Origin of the sequence: Paenibacillus chartarius (assembly GCF_042432825.1) — a bacterium.
Taxonomy (GTDB): domain Bacteria; phylum Bacillota; class Bacilli; order Paenibacillales; family NBRC-103111; genus Gordoniibacillus; species Gordoniibacillus chartarius.
Genome location: NZ_JBHLWN010000095.1, coordinates 19,504 through 33,018, shown reverse-complemented (window position 1 = coordinate 33,018; position 13,515 = coordinate 19,504). Strand labels below are relative to the sequence as shown.

At 49.2% G+C, this 13,515-nt stretch carries 15 protein-coding genes and 1 pseudogene; 7 read left to right on the top strand and 9 right to left on the bottom strand.

The genetic code is table 11. The features are described from left to right. Window positions 1-470: 470 nt before the first annotated feature. Window positions 471-1,205: a hypothetical protein gene (locus ACFFK0_RS23870; protein WP_377472885.1), complete on the top strand. Its 735-nt coding sequence runs from the start codon at window positions 471-473 to the stop codon at window positions 1,203-1,205. Between the two features lie 114 nt (window positions 1,206-1,319). Here ACFFK0_RS23870 and ACFFK0_RS23865 read toward each other — a convergent pair. Both ACFFK0_RS23865 and ACFFK0_RS23860 read right to left on the bottom strand, forming a co-directional pair. Next, window positions 1,320-1,523, bottom strand: a pseudogene (locus ACFFK0_RS23865) (hypothetical protein); the annotation flags it as partial. A gap of 128 nt (window positions 1,524-1,651) precedes the next feature. Beyond that, complete coding sequence (locus tag ACFFK0_RS23860; protein ID WP_377472884.1) at window positions 1,652-2,299, bottom strand: GntR family transcriptional regulator; 648 nt, start codon at window positions 2,297-2,299, stop codon at window positions 1,652-1,654. A gap of 201 nt (window positions 2,300-2,500) precedes the next feature. On the opposite strand from ACFFK0_RS23860, the gene ACFFK0_RS23855 reads away from it, so the two are divergent. The 5 genes from ACFFK0_RS23855 to ACFFK0_RS23835 are packed head-to-tail and all read left to right on the top strand — an operon-like array spanning window position 2,501 to window position 6,638. Continuing rightward, window positions 2,501-3,397 carry a phosphate/phosphite/phosphonate ABC transporter substrate-binding protein gene (locus ACFFK0_RS23855; RefSeq protein ID WP_377472883.1) on the top strand — a complete coding sequence of 299 codons (897 nt, stop codon included), beginning with the start codon at window positions 2,501-2,503 and terminating at the stop codon, window positions 3,395-3,397. A gap of 42 nt (window positions 3,398-3,439) precedes the next feature. After that, window positions 3,440-4,222 (top strand): phosphonate ABC transporter, permease protein PhnE, encoded by a 783-nt coding sequence (phnE, locus tag ACFFK0_RS23850; RefSeq protein WP_377472882.1) that lies wholly within the window; start codon window positions 3,440-3,442, stop codon window positions 4,220-4,222. Then, complete coding sequence (locus ACFFK0_RS23845; RefSeq protein WP_377472881.1) at window positions 4,223-5,014, top strand: PhnE/PtxC family ABC transporter permease; 792 nt, start codon at window positions 4,223-4,225, stop codon at window positions 5,012-5,014. It begins immediately after the preceding gene. A 22-nt stretch (window positions 5,015-5,036) separates the two neighbouring features. Next, window positions 5,037-5,825 carry a phosphonate ABC transporter ATP-binding protein gene (gene phnC / locus ACFFK0_RS23840; RefSeq protein WP_377472880.1) on the top strand — a complete coding sequence of 263 codons (789 nt, stop codon included), beginning with the start codon at window positions 5,037-5,039 and terminating at the stop codon, window positions 5,823-5,825. 24 nt (window positions 5,826-5,849) lie between these two features. Next, complete coding sequence (locus ACFFK0_RS23835) at window positions 5,850-6,638, top strand: tyrosine-protein phosphatase (protein WP_377472879.1); 789 nt, start codon at window positions 5,850-5,852, stop codon at window positions 6,636-6,638. A 57-nt stretch (window positions 6,639-6,695) separates the two neighbouring features. Here the strand turns inward: ACFFK0_RS23835 and wrbA are convergent, their stop codons facing one another. From wrbA to ACFFK0_RS23815, 4 genes are all read right to left on the bottom strand, one after another. Next, entirely contained in the window at window positions 6,696-7,310 is a 615-nt protein-coding gene (gene wrbA / locus ACFFK0_RS23830) for an NAD(P)H:quinone oxidoreductase (RefSeq protein ID WP_377472878.1), read from the bottom strand. Between the two features lie 61 nt (window positions 7,311-7,371). Then, on the bottom strand, window positions 7,372-8,379 hold the full coding sequence (locus ACFFK0_RS23825) for a DUF3231 family protein (RefSeq protein WP_377472877.1): 1,008 nt from the start codon (window positions 8,377-8,379) through the stop codon (window positions 7,372-7,374). A 36-nt stretch (window positions 8,380-8,415) separates the two neighbouring features. Next, a complete protein-coding gene (locus ACFFK0_RS23820; protein ID WP_377472876.1) occupies window positions 8,416-9,423 on the bottom strand; it encodes a DUF3231 family protein in 1,008 nt (335 codons plus the stop codon). Beyond that, window positions 9,423-10,526: an NAD(P)/FAD-dependent oxidoreductase gene (locus ACFFK0_RS23815; RefSeq protein WP_377472875.1), complete on the bottom strand. Its 1,104-nt coding sequence runs from the start codon at window positions 10,524-10,526 to the stop codon at window positions 9,423-9,425. The genes ACFFK0_RS23820 and ACFFK0_RS23815 overlap by 1 nt, the downstream gene beginning before the upstream one ends. 246 nt (window positions 10,527-10,772) lie before the next feature. Between ACFFK0_RS23815 and ACFFK0_RS23810 the strand changes: the two genes are divergently transcribed. Continuing rightward, the gene (locus tag ACFFK0_RS23810) at window positions 10,773-11,081 is read left to right on the top strand and encodes a hypothetical protein (protein WP_377472874.1); all 309 of its coding nucleotides are present in this window, start codon (window positions 10,773-10,775) and stop codon (window positions 11,079-11,081) included. Window positions 11,082-11,258: 177 nt separating this feature from the next. Here ACFFK0_RS23810 and ACFFK0_RS23805 read toward each other — a convergent pair whose 3' ends face one another. Genes ACFFK0_RS23805 through ACFFK0_RS23795 form a run of 3 tightly spaced genes read right to left on the bottom strand, consistent with a single transcriptional unit; the run spans window position 11,259 to window position 13,204 of the window. After that, window positions 11,259-12,212, bottom strand: a complete 954-nt coding sequence (locus tag ACFFK0_RS23805) for a diguanylate cyclase domain-containing protein (RefSeq protein WP_377472873.1) — start codon at window positions 12,210-12,212, stop codon at window positions 11,259-11,261. Beyond that, the gene (locus tag ACFFK0_RS23800) at window positions 12,205-12,840 is read right to left on the bottom strand and encodes a chemotaxis protein CheC (RefSeq protein ID WP_377472872.1); all 636 of its coding nucleotides are present in this window, start codon (window positions 12,838-12,840) and stop codon (window positions 12,205-12,207) included. Before ACFFK0_RS23800 ends, ACFFK0_RS23805 begins: the two co-directional genes overlap by 8 nt. Further along, complete coding sequence (locus ACFFK0_RS23795) at window positions 12,833-13,204, bottom strand: response regulator transcription factor (protein WP_377472871.1); 372 nt, start codon at window positions 13,202-13,204, stop codon at window positions 12,833-12,835. Before ACFFK0_RS23795 ends, ACFFK0_RS23800 begins: the two co-directional genes overlap by 8 nt. Between the last annotated feature and the right edge of the window lie 311 nt (window positions 13,205-13,515).

Here is a 13,515-nt window from a genome sequence, read left to right as displayed (position 1 = left end):
TCCTTCGGGGTTCGCGTTCCAGGCATCTTAAATGACTGCCCACGCTAGCTTGACACTGACAGATGTAATTAAAACATTGACGAATACCCTTTAAATTGTGTAAGCTACCCATGGGTTGGCTCCTTTTGTGGAGAGTAGATGGGTAACGCGTCTACCTCCATAATAGGAGCTTTTTTGTGCAGTTGCCATGAAAATAACACTTATATTTACATTATTAGTAAATATTTAATGTGGGTTTTTCGTGATAACTTTTATGCAATGCCAGTGCTTATTTTCTTGCTATAGGGTATTCCAAAAACTGCTTTTGGGACAGCCTCTTTCTGTTTCTTCAAAAGTAATGAAGCATGGTTGTAAATATGACCTCATCCTCCACTTTATATGATGTAAGGCATTAAAGTCTTCGCGGTAAGGGTGAACCGCGATAGACACACCCGTGCTTTACTATCACATTTACCGGAGGTTAAAAGAAGATGGCCTACTATGTATATTCTGTTATCGATTCGTATTCGAGCATTAAGGGTGGATATGTTCGCTTGCACGTAATCAAAACATCCCCGAATAACATTAAATTAACTCCAATCAGCGGTACTGTTCCAGCATCCGGACTCGTTGGCGTTAATGCAGGTTTCTTCGATGATAAGACGCAAACCGTTCAATCCATCTGCATTCAGAATTCAACTACCGTGCAACCTGGCGGCTCGAGCGTGTTCGCATGCGGTTACTATAACAATGATTCAACCGGCCATCACGTAAATAAGGGTACGTTGGTATGGGATGCAGACTGGAGAACCTATCGACAGCAAATAATCCAAAGTGCTGCAGAATTAACGATCGGCAATCCCGATCGTTACTGGGCTCAAGGTGGACTGAGCATGCATTTACAGAGCGATTCCGCATGGAACACGATGCGCAGCAACAATCAAGAACTTGTGAACGATCAATTCCCAACATCGGCTATACCGCGAACTGCCCTACTCTATGGCAATTCGCTTAACGTGTACCTTGTCATTACAACGCAAAATGTGACAATGGATGTTTTCCGTGAAGCGTGCAAAGGGATTGACTCCTCCAACGGGCTTCAAGGAATCTTCCTTGATGGAAGCACCGCTACTCAAATGAATGTACCAAACCAGTTCAGTTTTAGCGGCGGTTCCAACCGCAAGCTGCCAGCAATGATTGAAGTCGTCAATAACGTACAATTATAACACAAAGCCGGGCCAGTTGGCCCGGCCATCTTCTTTACAGCATATCCTCTGCAAGATCATACCCTACTTTCGACGTCAGTGAATTGAGCCGCAACAAACCTCTTTTTCCGCTACTTATCTCACCACGAACTTTGCCTTCATGCCGTCAGGATAATTCTCTAAATGGTTACTGATCCATGAACCCGCTGCCCGATTATCCTTCGGTTCCGCATATTCGATGTCTGCTCCTGCACTGCCTTCCGCACACATCGCCATAGGCCACTCGTCGCGATCATAGCCATCCTTAGTAGGGACACCTTTCAGAGATTCCCTGCGGTTTGCGGGTACTTATCTGAAGGACATAAAGGCGTATCGACTTCAGGCTTGAATGGTGTATGAAATATATAAAAGCATGCTGCAACGACAATCACAACAAGACTATACCGTGTTTTCTTCATGACGAATACCTAAATTCTACCCGTTCTCATCAGCCGTTCCCTACCTACTTGATGCGTCTCTATGAATATTCTTCTCAGAAGCTGAAAATCTTTAGCCAGAAGCGCCTCGTAGATCGATCGATTCAGTTTGTTGGCTCTATAGTGAGGCTCATTTGGCGTAAGCTGAAAGTTCGTGATGGCGAACAATAGCATCTTATTCGCAAAATCGTCCAATATTTTCATCATGCTGTTATTGCCTAATATGGCTACCAGACAGTACTGAAACTGAAAGCTGTATTTTGCATATAAGTGATACGCCCTCTGCTCCGTCGCCTCATATTGCAACTCCAAATACTTCTTCATCTTCGGTAGATCCGGCATATCTCCATGAGTCTGCATATGGTCCAGGGCATATAACTGAAACGTATGAATGACCTCGAACATATCCATGGCTTCTTTCATCGATATTTCCTTAACCAGAATCCCGCGGTTTTTCAGAGTAACGACCAGCCCCTCATGCTCCAGCTGCGCGATCGCTCCTCGAATCGGTGTCCGGCTCATGCTCAACGCTTCCGCTAGCTCGTTTTCCGATAGCATACTCCCGGGCAAAAACTCTCCATGCATGATTTTGTTATGAATATATTCATATGCCGTTTGATTCAATGAAATCGCAGCCATCTACCCTATCCCTCTCGCCCAATTAAATGGAACAGTCCTGTCCGTTGTGCTCTTAGTCTAACACGGATATTTGAAAAAGCGAAGACGCTTGGGCCACCTCCGAATATTCACAAAACGTTAATATTCCGTTGATATTCCACTAACATTGCAATAGTAGAATCCAAGTTGTATACAACTTGAGTATAAGATATGGAGGCTCATATGAAAAGGATCATTTTACTCTTAACAGCCGTACTCGCATTTTCTTCCCTGCTGGCCGCATGCGGCTCGTCCGGCAGTGCGCCCAAAAAGTTCGTCATTGCTTATTTGCCGCAGGAAAGCGATGAGAAGCGCGCGGAGATCAATAAAGATTTCGAAACGAAGCTGTATCAGCAGTTAGGCGTACCGGTAGAGTCCTTTAAAGCTACAAGTTATAACGCCGCGATTGAAGCGATGAAAAATAGCAAAGCGGACTTGGCCGTCTTCGGTCCTTTCTCTTACATTGTTGCCGTAGAACGGGCCAAGGTAGAGCCGATCGCGGAATTAACTCTCCCTGCTATGGCGGGCAAACCGGCATCGGTTATCATCGTGCCAAAAAATTCACCAATCAAAACCGTTGCCGACTTGAAAGGGAAAACGTTCGGATTCGTCGACCCGGTATCGACCACCGGACACTTGCTGCCTAAAGCGGTGCTCGTCAAGCAACTAGGCATTACACCGAAGGAATTGGAGAGCGGCTTCTTCAAAGAAGTTTCTTTCGCGGGCGGTCACGACAAAGCGGTGCTCGGTGTCGTAAGAGGCCAATACGATGCCGCCGCCACAGCTTCGATGATTCCTGCGACTCTGGAAAGCAAAGGTTTGATCGAGAAAGACTCCTATCGCGTCATTGCAGAATCCGAATCTCTTCCGGGGACGGCCGTCGGCATTCGCGGCAATCTCCCACAAGACGTCAAGACGAAAGTGAAAGACTTCTTGCTGAGCTATAACTACCCTGAGTACTTCAAAAACGCCTTCGGCTCCGCAGACGCCAAGTTTATCGAAGCCAACGACAAGAACTACGTCCGGATTCGGGAAATCGCAAAATCGCTGAACTTAAGCCCGGAAGATCTGCTGAAATAATCCGTTCACCACGAAGCAGCCTGTAAAGGAGAAGTGCCTGCCGTGCACCCTGAGATCAAATTGAAGCAAATAAAGGTGAAGCGGCGTCTGTCGCTTCTCCTCTTTTTAGCCGCCCTCGCATTTTCGATATGGTATATCAAGTTTGATTTTATGGAGTTTATGGTCGGCATTCCGATCTTCGTCCGGTTTCTGGTTGTCGACTTCATGCCTCCCAACGCGTCCGATATCGCGAAATACATGAAGCCGGTCCTGGATACGCTCGCTTTCGGCGTCGCTGCAACGGTGATCTCTTCCATGGCCGGACTCCTGTTTGCGTTCTTGATGGCGAATAATACGGCGCCGCATCCCGCTTTACGGGTTGTGCTCCGCGGCATCGTCTCATTCCTGCGCAACGTTCCGTTCCTGGTATGGACCTCGATCTTGGTCGTGCTTTTCGGAGTAGGCGCCATGCCGGGAATTTTCTCGCTTATTCTGTTCGGCGTCGCGTTTCTTTCCCGCGTATACGCCGAATCCATAGAAGAAATCGATAAACATCCTGTGGAAGCTCTTGATGCGGCCGGCGCTACGTATTGGCAAAAGTTAAAGCATGCCGTCATTCCCCAGTTCATGCCAGGGTATATTTCGTGGACGCTGTTTATGTTCGAGATTACGATCCGCGCTTCCGCGGTGCTTGGACTGGTCGGCGGCGGCGGCATCGGCAGCCAAATTAAACAGACGATGGATTTGTTCCAATACAGCAAGACGGCTACCGTCATCACCATTATGGTCATCATGATCCTGGCGGTTGAATTCCTCACGCAGCGCATAAGGGAGCGGTTGATCTAAATGAAGACTCCAATTGCCCATAAACCGACGCAGCGCAAGCAGCAGCTGTTTTTTCTCGGCATGTTCGCGCTGTTCGCCCCCTGCCTCGCTTATATCGACCTAAGTTATACGCAATTCCTTGATGGGGTTGCCCGGATTCCCTGGATCGCCCGCACCTTCATGCAGATTTCCTTCAGCGAGCTCCCGAGGCTGCTTGCCGAGCTGCTGTCTTCGGTGATCGTCGCCTTTCTCTGCGTAGTCTTCAGTGTGGTCATTTCCATTCTGCTCGCTTTCGTCATGGCCGACAACACCAGACCGAACCGCTTCGCTGCCACGCTGCTGCGAGTTTTTGTCGTCGTCATCCGCACGATTCCAACCATGATATGGGTGCTGCTCTCTGTAGCCAGCATGGGCTTCGGCCCGATGGCCGGCGTGGTCGGACTTCTGTTTCCGACGATCGCTTTCCTGATTAAAGTGTTTGCCGCCCAGATTGACGAGTCCGGCAAAGACATTGTCGAAGCTATAAGAGCGACGGGTGGAACGTGGTGGCATGTCGTATTTAACGGCTTGCTCCCGAGCTTGATGACCTCTTTCCTCGCTTTGATCGCATTCAAATTCGAGATTACGGTAGCCGAAACCGTCATTCTCGGCATGGTCGGCGCAGGCGGCATCGGCGTTCTGCTGCAGGAATACATCGGCTACTATGACTTCGCCCCTCTGGCGATGGGCGTTCTCGTTGTGTTCATCACGTTATTCCTGCTCGAGATGATCACGAATCAAATTCGCATCCGCCTTGTCGGAAGCAGCCGCTAATTCCTGGAAGGAGCCCTTATTCATGACGAATCTGTTAACGATCCGCAACTTGAAGAAGCAATACAGCAGTTCGACAACAGCTTTGGATATCGATCACCTGCAGGTGAAGGAGAGAGAGTTTATCGCCGTGATTGGCCCGAGCGGCGCCGGCAAATCGACTCTTCTTCGCTCCATTAACCGCTTGGTTGAAACGACGGAAGGCAGTATTGAATTTCTGGGGTGCCGCGTAGATCAAGCTAGAGCCAAGGAACTGCGCAAGGTCCGCTCCCAGATCGGCATGATTTTTCAGCATTACAATCTGGTGAACCGGCTTAGCGTGCTTGAGAATGTCCTGCATGGTCGGCTTGGGTACATGAGCTCATGGGCGGGTGTATTTAATCGATATAGCGAATCCGACCGGCAAGAAGCTATCGCTCTGCTGCATAAGGTAGGACTTGAGAACGAAGTGTACAAACGCGCCGACGAGCTCTCGGGCGGTCAGATGCAGAGAGTCGGCGTCTGCCGTGCGCTGGCGCAGAAGCCGCAGCTCATTTTGGCCGATGAACCAATCGCTTCACTCGATCCGCGCTCTTCCACCGTCGTCATGGATGCGATCCACCGCAACTGCACCGAACAGGGCATCGCTTGCCTCGTGAATCTCCATCAAGTGGAAGTGGCCAAGCGGTATGCCAGCCGAATCATTGGCATCAAGGGCGGCAAGATTCTGTTCGACGGCCCTCCTGAAGCCTTAACGGAGGAGCGCGCTTCGCATATCTACGAAGGCAAAGAAAGCGAAATGATCGAACAGTCCAAAGAACTGATGTACGCATAAATCCTAATCGAGGTGTATGTTACTATGGCGATTCAATTGGCGAATTATCCAAATAACCGTATCCTTCCCTTTGAAGGCGTTCTGAACTTTCGCGACATGGGCGGCTATGAAACCACAGACGGCAGAAAGGTCAAATATGGGCTCTTCTTTCGTTCTGCGGAACTGACCGGCATGACGGCAAACGACCTGGAGCTGTTCCAGTCCTTAGGCATAAAAACGATATTCGATTACCGCTCGGATGGGGAAGCCGAACAGAAGCCGGACCCCGTTATTGAGGGAGTGAAAAATATTCGTATTCCGGCGATGAAGCAGGATGTTCCTGCCGACATGCGCGAACTGATGCGGCAAGGGCATTTCAAGGGCATGACGCCGGACATGCTGGCAGCCATGTATGTGGAGATGGCGGTCAACAACCCTTCCTACCGATCGCTAATGACGACGATTATGAATCTGGATCATTTGGGGGTGCTCCACCATTGTGCGGGCGGCCGGGACCGGACTGGGGTCGGCGGGGCCATCATTTTGCTGGCTCTCGGGGTACCGGAGGAAACGATTATTGAAGACTACTTGATTTCGAACACAACCCTAATTCCAATGAATGAGAAAATCAAGCAGCAGCTCTCCGAATTTATGTCTCCTGAAGAAGCGGATCGGATCGTTGCAAACATGGAGCTTCGCCGGGAATTTATGGAAGCCGTGTTCACGACCATTCACAAGCACTACGGCAGCGTCTCCGCATTCCTCGAGCAGGAATTCGGCATGACGCCTGGGAAGCGGGCTGAATGGCAAAAGTATTGTTTGGAGTCAAACTGAGGAAAAGGAGTTCAGCCGGGTTTAGCGGTTGAACTCCTTGTCGTTCCTCTGTAGAAGTTACCCTTGCTGACCGGCTTTGACCCACTTCGCCACGTTCACGGTACGCTTGGCTTGGTGGATGACGGCGTCGCGTACATTCTCCACCATTTTCCCATCCTGAGTAACGGATACGCTCGTTCCATACGGATTCCCGCCAGCAGCGAAGAGGGCAGGATCGGTATAGCCCGGAGCCGCGACGATCGCACCCCAATGATACATGGTCGTGTAGAGCGAAAGAATCGTTTGTTCTTGGCCGCCATGAGCATTTTGCGCGGAGGTCATGGCACTCACCACTTTATTGACCAGCTTCCCTTGAAACCAAAGTCCGCCCGTCCGATCCAGGAACTGCTTCATCTGAGCCGCCATACCGCCGAAGCGGGTAGGCGTACTGAAAATAATGGCGTGCGCCCATTCCAGGTCATGCTCAGTCACTTCCGGAACGCTCGCCGTTGCCTCAACATGAGCCTTCCAAGCCGGGTTCGATTGAATGACCGACTCGGGAGCATGCTCGGGTATCCGCAAAATTTTCACATCAGCTCCGGCTTCCTTGCCTCCATCCGCCGCCCACTGAGCCAGTTGATAATTGATACCGGTCGAACTGTAATAAATGACAGCCAGATTGACACTCGACATGTGTTAGCCTCCATCGTCAACAGGAAATTTTTATATATTGATTATTTGCATAAGGGGCCCCTCATATCCCCGCTAATTCCTTTCGATTAGGAGCATGAGGAGGCTCTTCCATCCATTCGTACTCCACCATGAGATCCATCCCGTCTTTGGCAAACTTCGCAATTTCTGCGATGATTAGAGCATATTCCGAAACAAGATCTACCCTGGAAGACGTCGATAGAGCATGTCCTATATATGCTATCCCTTGCGCGTTAAGCGCTGAAATCAAAAACATGATCAACCTGTCGGAAAACGGAGAAACCGTAGATGTCGTCACTTCGGAATTAACCATTACGGTCCCAAGGAGATCATCGTTGATAAAAGTCACATTCAAAAAATCAATCTGCCTTTGAGCTAACTTCTTCCCCCTTATCAAATGCTGCTTGACCCTCTCATCTTTGGCGACCTGAATAAATCCGGTCAAGATAATCAATCCAAAGTAGTTGCGTTCAATGTTGAAGAACATTTCCGACATTTCAATTACATTGAGGGGCCGCTTTTTCTCCATCCACTTGGATATCCAGGTTTCCTTCTCTTTAATAAACTCAATATGATCCGGATAAGGGATCATCGGCGGTCGATCGTAGATTCCCTTACTCAGCATCAATTCAATAGAAGCATTGTACAGTTCGAGTGTAGACTGAAGACACTTCGAGAAAAATAATCGAACATCCTCACGAGCCACCTGAGAGACAATCTTTCCGTAGGTTACTAACCCGATTCGGCTCATACCGTAAACAAAGCTAACGGAGAACAGATCGAAGAATAAAGCAGGCGCCGTGAGGTCGACATCGGACTCCGAAAATCCCTTTGGGATCGGGAAGCCTTCCTTCGTAAAAATCGCCCTGATTTCCTTAACATGCTTTGTGGACAATTCCAACGTTGTTTGCAGCAGGCGTTCGACGTCTTTATGCTTGTTGTGCTGTTGTAGATGTTTGGTTAAGCAAATCGACATGCTGTCGTTAATATAAGTCGACCATAGCCAAGCAATTTCTGTTGACGATAATCCGACTTCGTGTGACACGTTCATTCCGAATGCACCTCGCTTCGCAACTATATTGACTATTCAAGTGCTCAACAAAGCCTCACGGTCAACAGCGCCCGGCACCTTTTCCAGCCACTCATGATCGATTAAACATTTCGTAATCTGCTCGGTAAAGGCCCCCGCTTCACTAATTAAGGACATATACAGCTTGACTAATTCATGATTCATGACAGATCCGAGCGAATATCCGGCTTGTGTAATGAGTGATCCGAATACGCCCGCGATATGGCAGGCCATCAGCCGATCCGAGAACACGCTGCCTGTAGAATCTGTAACCTCCGCTTGAAAGGTCGGCGGAATGGGCATATGGCTCTTCAATAACGCGTGCGACATCGAATCAAACTGTTCTCTGACAACCGAAGCGCCCTTCGAGAATAACCGGGCCACGTCCTCCGAATTCGAGGTTTGCGCAAATCCCATGCATAAGGCTTCAATCAGGGCAAGCAGCTCCATGGTGTCGTACAAGTTCGCGAGTTCTATACTGTTCAAAGGACGGGTATCTCCGAACCATCCGTTCAGATAGCTTTGTTTATGAATCACCTCCGGATTCTCTTCCGAAGGAAGGGCAGGCGTTCGCCAGTACATCCCTTTGCGCAGAAGCGTATCTTTGATCCGTTGAACTAGCTGAATGGTAGCTGCGACGCACTCGGCGAAATATTCGCGAACATCGGCTCTTGCTGCTTGGGCCAAGCTCTTGGAGTGAAACACAAGGCCGAGTCGGATTGCGATATCGAGGTATTGCAGCATGAAACGGTCTGTAAATAAGGCAGGCCCATCCCCTAACGCATCCGAAGCTGCAAATCCCTGCGGAACCGCATAATGATCATGGGCAAGCAGCTGTTTTCGCTGTTCAAGGATCGTCTTATTCGTCATTTGTAATGCAGTGTCCAGCAGCTCTTTAATTTCCATGTCTGCTGCATGTGCATGAAAAACGCGCAAATACCACGACGACAATTCGTTAATCGCCGTTCCCGTCCATAAATAACCGAGCTCCGAAGCGGTTAATGGAACTGAATCTGGTGATCTCATCAGGTGGTCACTCCTTGTTTGTACTTCACATAAGGCCGCATGATATAACTGGCTAGCTTTAAGGGATTCAGCCGCTTGGTTTGGAACAGCTTTTCCCCCAAATATCCTTGCAGCATACGGACAATGCGGTCGACATCCGGATTATCCATCTGTTCCATCGCTCTTCGCAAGACAAGGGAATTCTCGTAGCTTTGCCGCAAAGGAGCCGTTAATTCCTCGTAGCTGCCGAGACCGCATAAATCATATGCGGCATAAACCCCTGTCAGCAGCGCAATATATTGACCAAATCCCATAAACGGCATCATGCTGCCAAAGCAGTTTCCTGCATAGAATGTATTTCCGATCCGCGCCGATCTGCAGATGCCCATCGGATATTTCGAGATTTGAAACTGATCGGTAATGGGAAGCGGCTGGCTGAGTTCCGATTGAACCTTTTGGTGAAACGGTCCCCACAAATGCTCAAGTTCAACTCCTCGGGTAGAAGGAATATCGGGGATGGCGATCACAATGTTAGCCTCTTTCTCCGAGAGGGGAATGAGGTACCCGTAGCCGAATGGAGCCATATCGTAATCGATCCAGCTCATAACCGCATATCTGTCAAAGGTACCTTCAACAGTGGCTCCTTTGATCGATACGGTTAAGTCCTCCCTGAAATTCCGGGTTTTCTTTGCGTATTCCCCGTCTCCCGTCGCCAGCACAACATGTGTGTAATTCGCAAGCAGCTGTTCATACGTTTCTTCCGAGTGAAACCGGATCGGCGACTTCACCTGCCGGCTTAACTGGGCTTCAAAGGAGTCCTCTTCTCTCCCGCGAATATTGGTAAAGCCCAGCTGCGCCTCTATAATCGCCTTCTCATTTTTGGACATGATCACCATTTGCTGAATATTTGAGACGGGCTGTAGGTAGATGCCAAACTGCTCGGAAAGCGAGGCGATGCAATCGTGAACAGGGCGTGTGAAAATGGAAAGCAGCACCTCCCCGTTGACGAACCGGTCCCCTACTTTGCTGCGCTTTTCAAAGATGGTTGGTTGTACGCCGTTTTTCTCCAGGGTAATCGCACAGGCCAGGCCCGATAACCCTGCTCCCATAATGGCTATGTTCATTTATCCACCTGCCGCCACATTTGTAACTTAATGGCTTTAGGATGTGTCATGACAAAAAATGCATTCACCGTTTTGCCAAAATAATTAGTTGCCTGCACCATTCAGTTTTGGAACACCGCGTGCTGCACCCGGCAAGAAAGTAAAATGAAAATATGTTAGTATTGCAAGTATGTTGTCATGTTTAACGGCGCGACGAATCCGAAGGTCAAACGAAAGAAAAACATAGCTTCTACAGGAGGAACGTTCATGAGTCAGCGTTTTCGAATAACAAGATCATTCCAAGACGATGCTTTGACGCAAACCATCTCTTTGGAAGAGTGCAAACAGTACTTTGCAGCCAAGCCTGATTTTACGTACGCATCGTCGTATACGGTCTCCGGACCTGCAACCACCATGACCATCGACGGTGACTTTTTCATGTGGAGCTACGGTGAAGCCATGATTCCTTTCCGGCATTATCAAGGGGATTTGTACGTAGCCGTTTCCGATGAAGCCGTCATCCCTAAAATGATTGAAGTCGCAAGCGAATTAAGGGCGGATTTGACGGAGGGGTGACACGATGCGGCCAAACGCTTCCGCCTCGTGGACTGCGGTGCGGCCTAAGCCCGCAGCCCCGCGCCAAGCCTAAGTGCGCAAAAAAGCACCCTCCCGGGTGCTTTCAGCATTTTATAGAGCTTACAACCTGCTTGCCATAACCCCTTTCCGCCGCCGCGGGACGTTTGCAGACCGGGCTTAATGGATAAACCCGAAAGCATTTTTCCCCTTCGCTTTAATGCCGTACATCGCTTGGTCAGCCTTATTCAACAGCTCGGAAGGCTCCAATCCGTCTCGAGGGTAGAGACTGATGCCGATGCTGACGGTCAGGCCGACGGAGGCTCCGTCAACTTCGAATGGCGGTTCAAACGATGTTATGATTTTTTGAGCGACGGATGCAGCATCCTCTTGATTCGTTAGCTGGGTTGCGACCACGACAAACTCGTCGCCGCCGATCCGGGCAACCGTATCGACGCTCCGAATACTGTCGCGCAGCCGATGGGCCGCCTCGATCAAGACGCGGTCGCCGGCAGCATGTCCGAACGTATCGTTGACCGCCTTGAAGCCATCCACATCCAAGAACATGACGGCCAGCTTATCCCCGTTCCTTTGCGCATAGCTGATCGCCCAGACGAGCCGGTCATGAAAGGCAAGACGATTCGGCAGGCCTGTAAGCGAATCGTGCAAGGACAGATGCCGGCTGATTTTCTCCGACGTCTTGATTTCGTTAACTTCCATTTCCATCTCTTTGATCAGATTCTTCAATTTATTCACTCTATAGTACGTATTCGTCATATCGCTGATCTGAATCAGAGCATAGCTGAAGTCCCCCTGGTAGATCGGCGTGATATGCATGTTTTGCTTGTAAATCATTTCCTCTTCAACATCCTTAGGCAAAATAAATGCTTTATGCAACGTACTGGAGCAAAATCGGCTTTGGCCATGATACAGCACCTTCTGTAAAATATCCAAATAGGTGCTCACCTGGAACCTCGGGCAAACCTCCGTCAAGCTTTCGCCCAATACTTCTTCGCGCCTTCTCCCGGAGAAGCGCTCCAGCCAATGGTTCCACAGCACGATCCGCAAATCTTTGTCGACGACCATCATCCCAATATTCGCCTTATCCAGAGCTTGAATAACGAGACTATCCATTGGCCCCCTCCAGCATCGCATCGATTTTACCAAGCAGATTGGAAATAGAGCTCATGCTCAGCGCAATGATAATGACACCCCTCACATCCACATCCGCAAGCAAAAAGGACGTGTGCAAAATCAGCACATAGATTTCATTCTGAAGAAACACCTGGTGGTCCGTATGGGTAACAAATACAAGCTGGATATCCGGCACTGCATATTCCAGCTTCAACTCGAGGAAGTTTCCGAACTCCCCGATAATCGCATTTAAAATAACGTTACTGATTTCCTTGAGCACATCCAGATCCGTATCCACCAAGCTCTTGGCTTGAGTGTCCGTCCCGGAAACGACCTCCCCCAAGCAGGTATTCACCAGTATTTTGGCCTGATCGGCCGGAATCATCAGGAATGCTTTCCCGTTGAATTCATGGCCGAACTTCAAGGAGGATGTAATCAGGTGCCCCTCGCTGAAGAAAATGTTATGCTTGAGATCTTCCCGGTTCACATCGGAGATCGAAACCAATTCGACTTCCGGTATGTTCAATATGATTTTTTGGTTCACCATGTCCGACAGCATGCTGGCAGCCTGCCCAACGTAAACGTTAACCAGCTCCGTCATTAAATCCTTCTGCAGCTCGTTAAGCATGTGGCGCCTCCCGAATCAGCTTAGCCAGCAGCTCTACTTTGTCCCCCGTTACCGGCTTGTTCAAAAATCCGACGATCCCCAGCTCCTCCACTTCATCCTTGGTCGCTTTCTGAACATCGGCCGAGATGACAATGATCCTCGTCGTTTTGTCGTTTTCCCGGATTCTCCGAACCAGCTCCTGCCCGGTTACATTCGGCATCAACAGGTCTGTCGTCATAATATCCGGTTGAAACTCCTGATATAGGGCATAGCCTTTCTCCCCGTCGCCGGCTGTCATCACTTCGCAACCGGGAAATTGGTCTATAATCGCTTTGCGAATCACATTTTGCACGAACACCGAATCTTCTACAATCAGCACTTTCATAGGTTTCAGCCTCCAAGTTACATGCTTTACTCTAAGCTACTACTACAATGTAAAATCTCAGCAATCTCTTTATATTTTTCATGTAAATTCATATCGAATTTTGCCTAAAAATATTTTAGATTTAGTGCTTTTGATGGAGGACCCCGCTTTGAGCGAGGACATGCAAAAAGCACCCTCTCGGGTGCTTTGTAACGCTATCGTTAAAATATCGGGTTCGAACTCCAGCTTCAGTGCGGAAACGGTTCGGGTAAATAAGCTGGGCCCTCTACCACTGGAGGATGGACCGCCATGTCCACAGGTCAAGCGTGCCC

Excerpts from the sequence above, each read along its gene's own strand:
- ACFFK0_RS23870 (WP_377472885.1), top strand. The coding sequence starts at position 471 with ATGGCCTACTATGTATATTCTGTTATCGATTCGTATTCGAGCATTAAG.
- ACFFK0_RS23860 (WP_377472884.1), bottom strand. The coding sequence starts at position 2,299 with ATGGCTGCGATTTCATTGAATCAAACGGCATATGAATATATTCATAAC.
- ACFFK0_RS23855 (WP_377472883.1), top strand. The coding sequence starts at position 2,501 with ATGAAAAGGATCATTTTACTCTTAACAGCCGTACTCGCATTTTCTTCC.
- ACFFK0_RS23845 (WP_377472881.1), top strand. The coding sequence starts at position 4,223 with ATGAAGACTCCAATTGCCCATAAACCGACGCAGCGCAAGCAGCAGCTG.
- phnC (WP_377472880.1), top strand. The coding sequence starts at position 5,037 with ATGACGAATCTGTTAACGATCCGCAACTTGAAGAAGCAATACAGCAGT.
- ACFFK0_RS23835 (WP_377472879.1), top strand. The coding sequence starts at position 5,850 with ATGGCGATTCAATTGGCGAATTATCCAAATAACCGTATCCTTCCCTTT.
- wrbA (WP_377472878.1), bottom strand. The coding sequence starts at position 7,310 with ATGTCGAGTGTCAATCTGGCTGTCATTTATTACAGTTCGACCGGTATC.
- ACFFK0_RS23825 (WP_377472877.1), bottom strand. The coding sequence starts at position 8,379 with ATGAACGTGTCACACGAAGTCGGATTATCGTCAACAGAAATTGCTTGG.
- ACFFK0_RS23820 (WP_377472876.1), bottom strand. The coding sequence starts at position 9,423 with ATGAGATCACCAGATTCAGTTCCATTAACCGCTTCGGAGCTCGGTTAT.
- ACFFK0_RS23815 (WP_377472875.1), bottom strand. The coding sequence starts at position 10,526 with ATGAACATAGCCATTATGGGAGCAGGGTTATCGGGCCTGGCCTGTGCG.
- ACFFK0_RS23810 (WP_377472874.1), top strand. The coding sequence starts at position 10,773 with ATGAGTCAGCGTTTTCGAATAACAAGATCATTCCAAGACGATGCTTTG.
- ACFFK0_RS23805 (WP_377472873.1), bottom strand. The coding sequence starts at position 12,212 with ATGGATAGTCTCGTTATTCAAGCTCTGGATAAGGCGAATATTGGGATG.
- ACFFK0_RS23800 (WP_377472872.1), bottom strand. The coding sequence starts at position 12,840 with ATGCTTAACGAGCTGCAGAAGGATTTAATGACGGAGCTGGTTAACGTT.
- ACFFK0_RS23795 (WP_377472871.1), bottom strand. The coding sequence starts at position 13,204 with ATGAAAGTGCTGATTGTAGAAGATTCGGTGTTCGTGCAAAATGTGATT.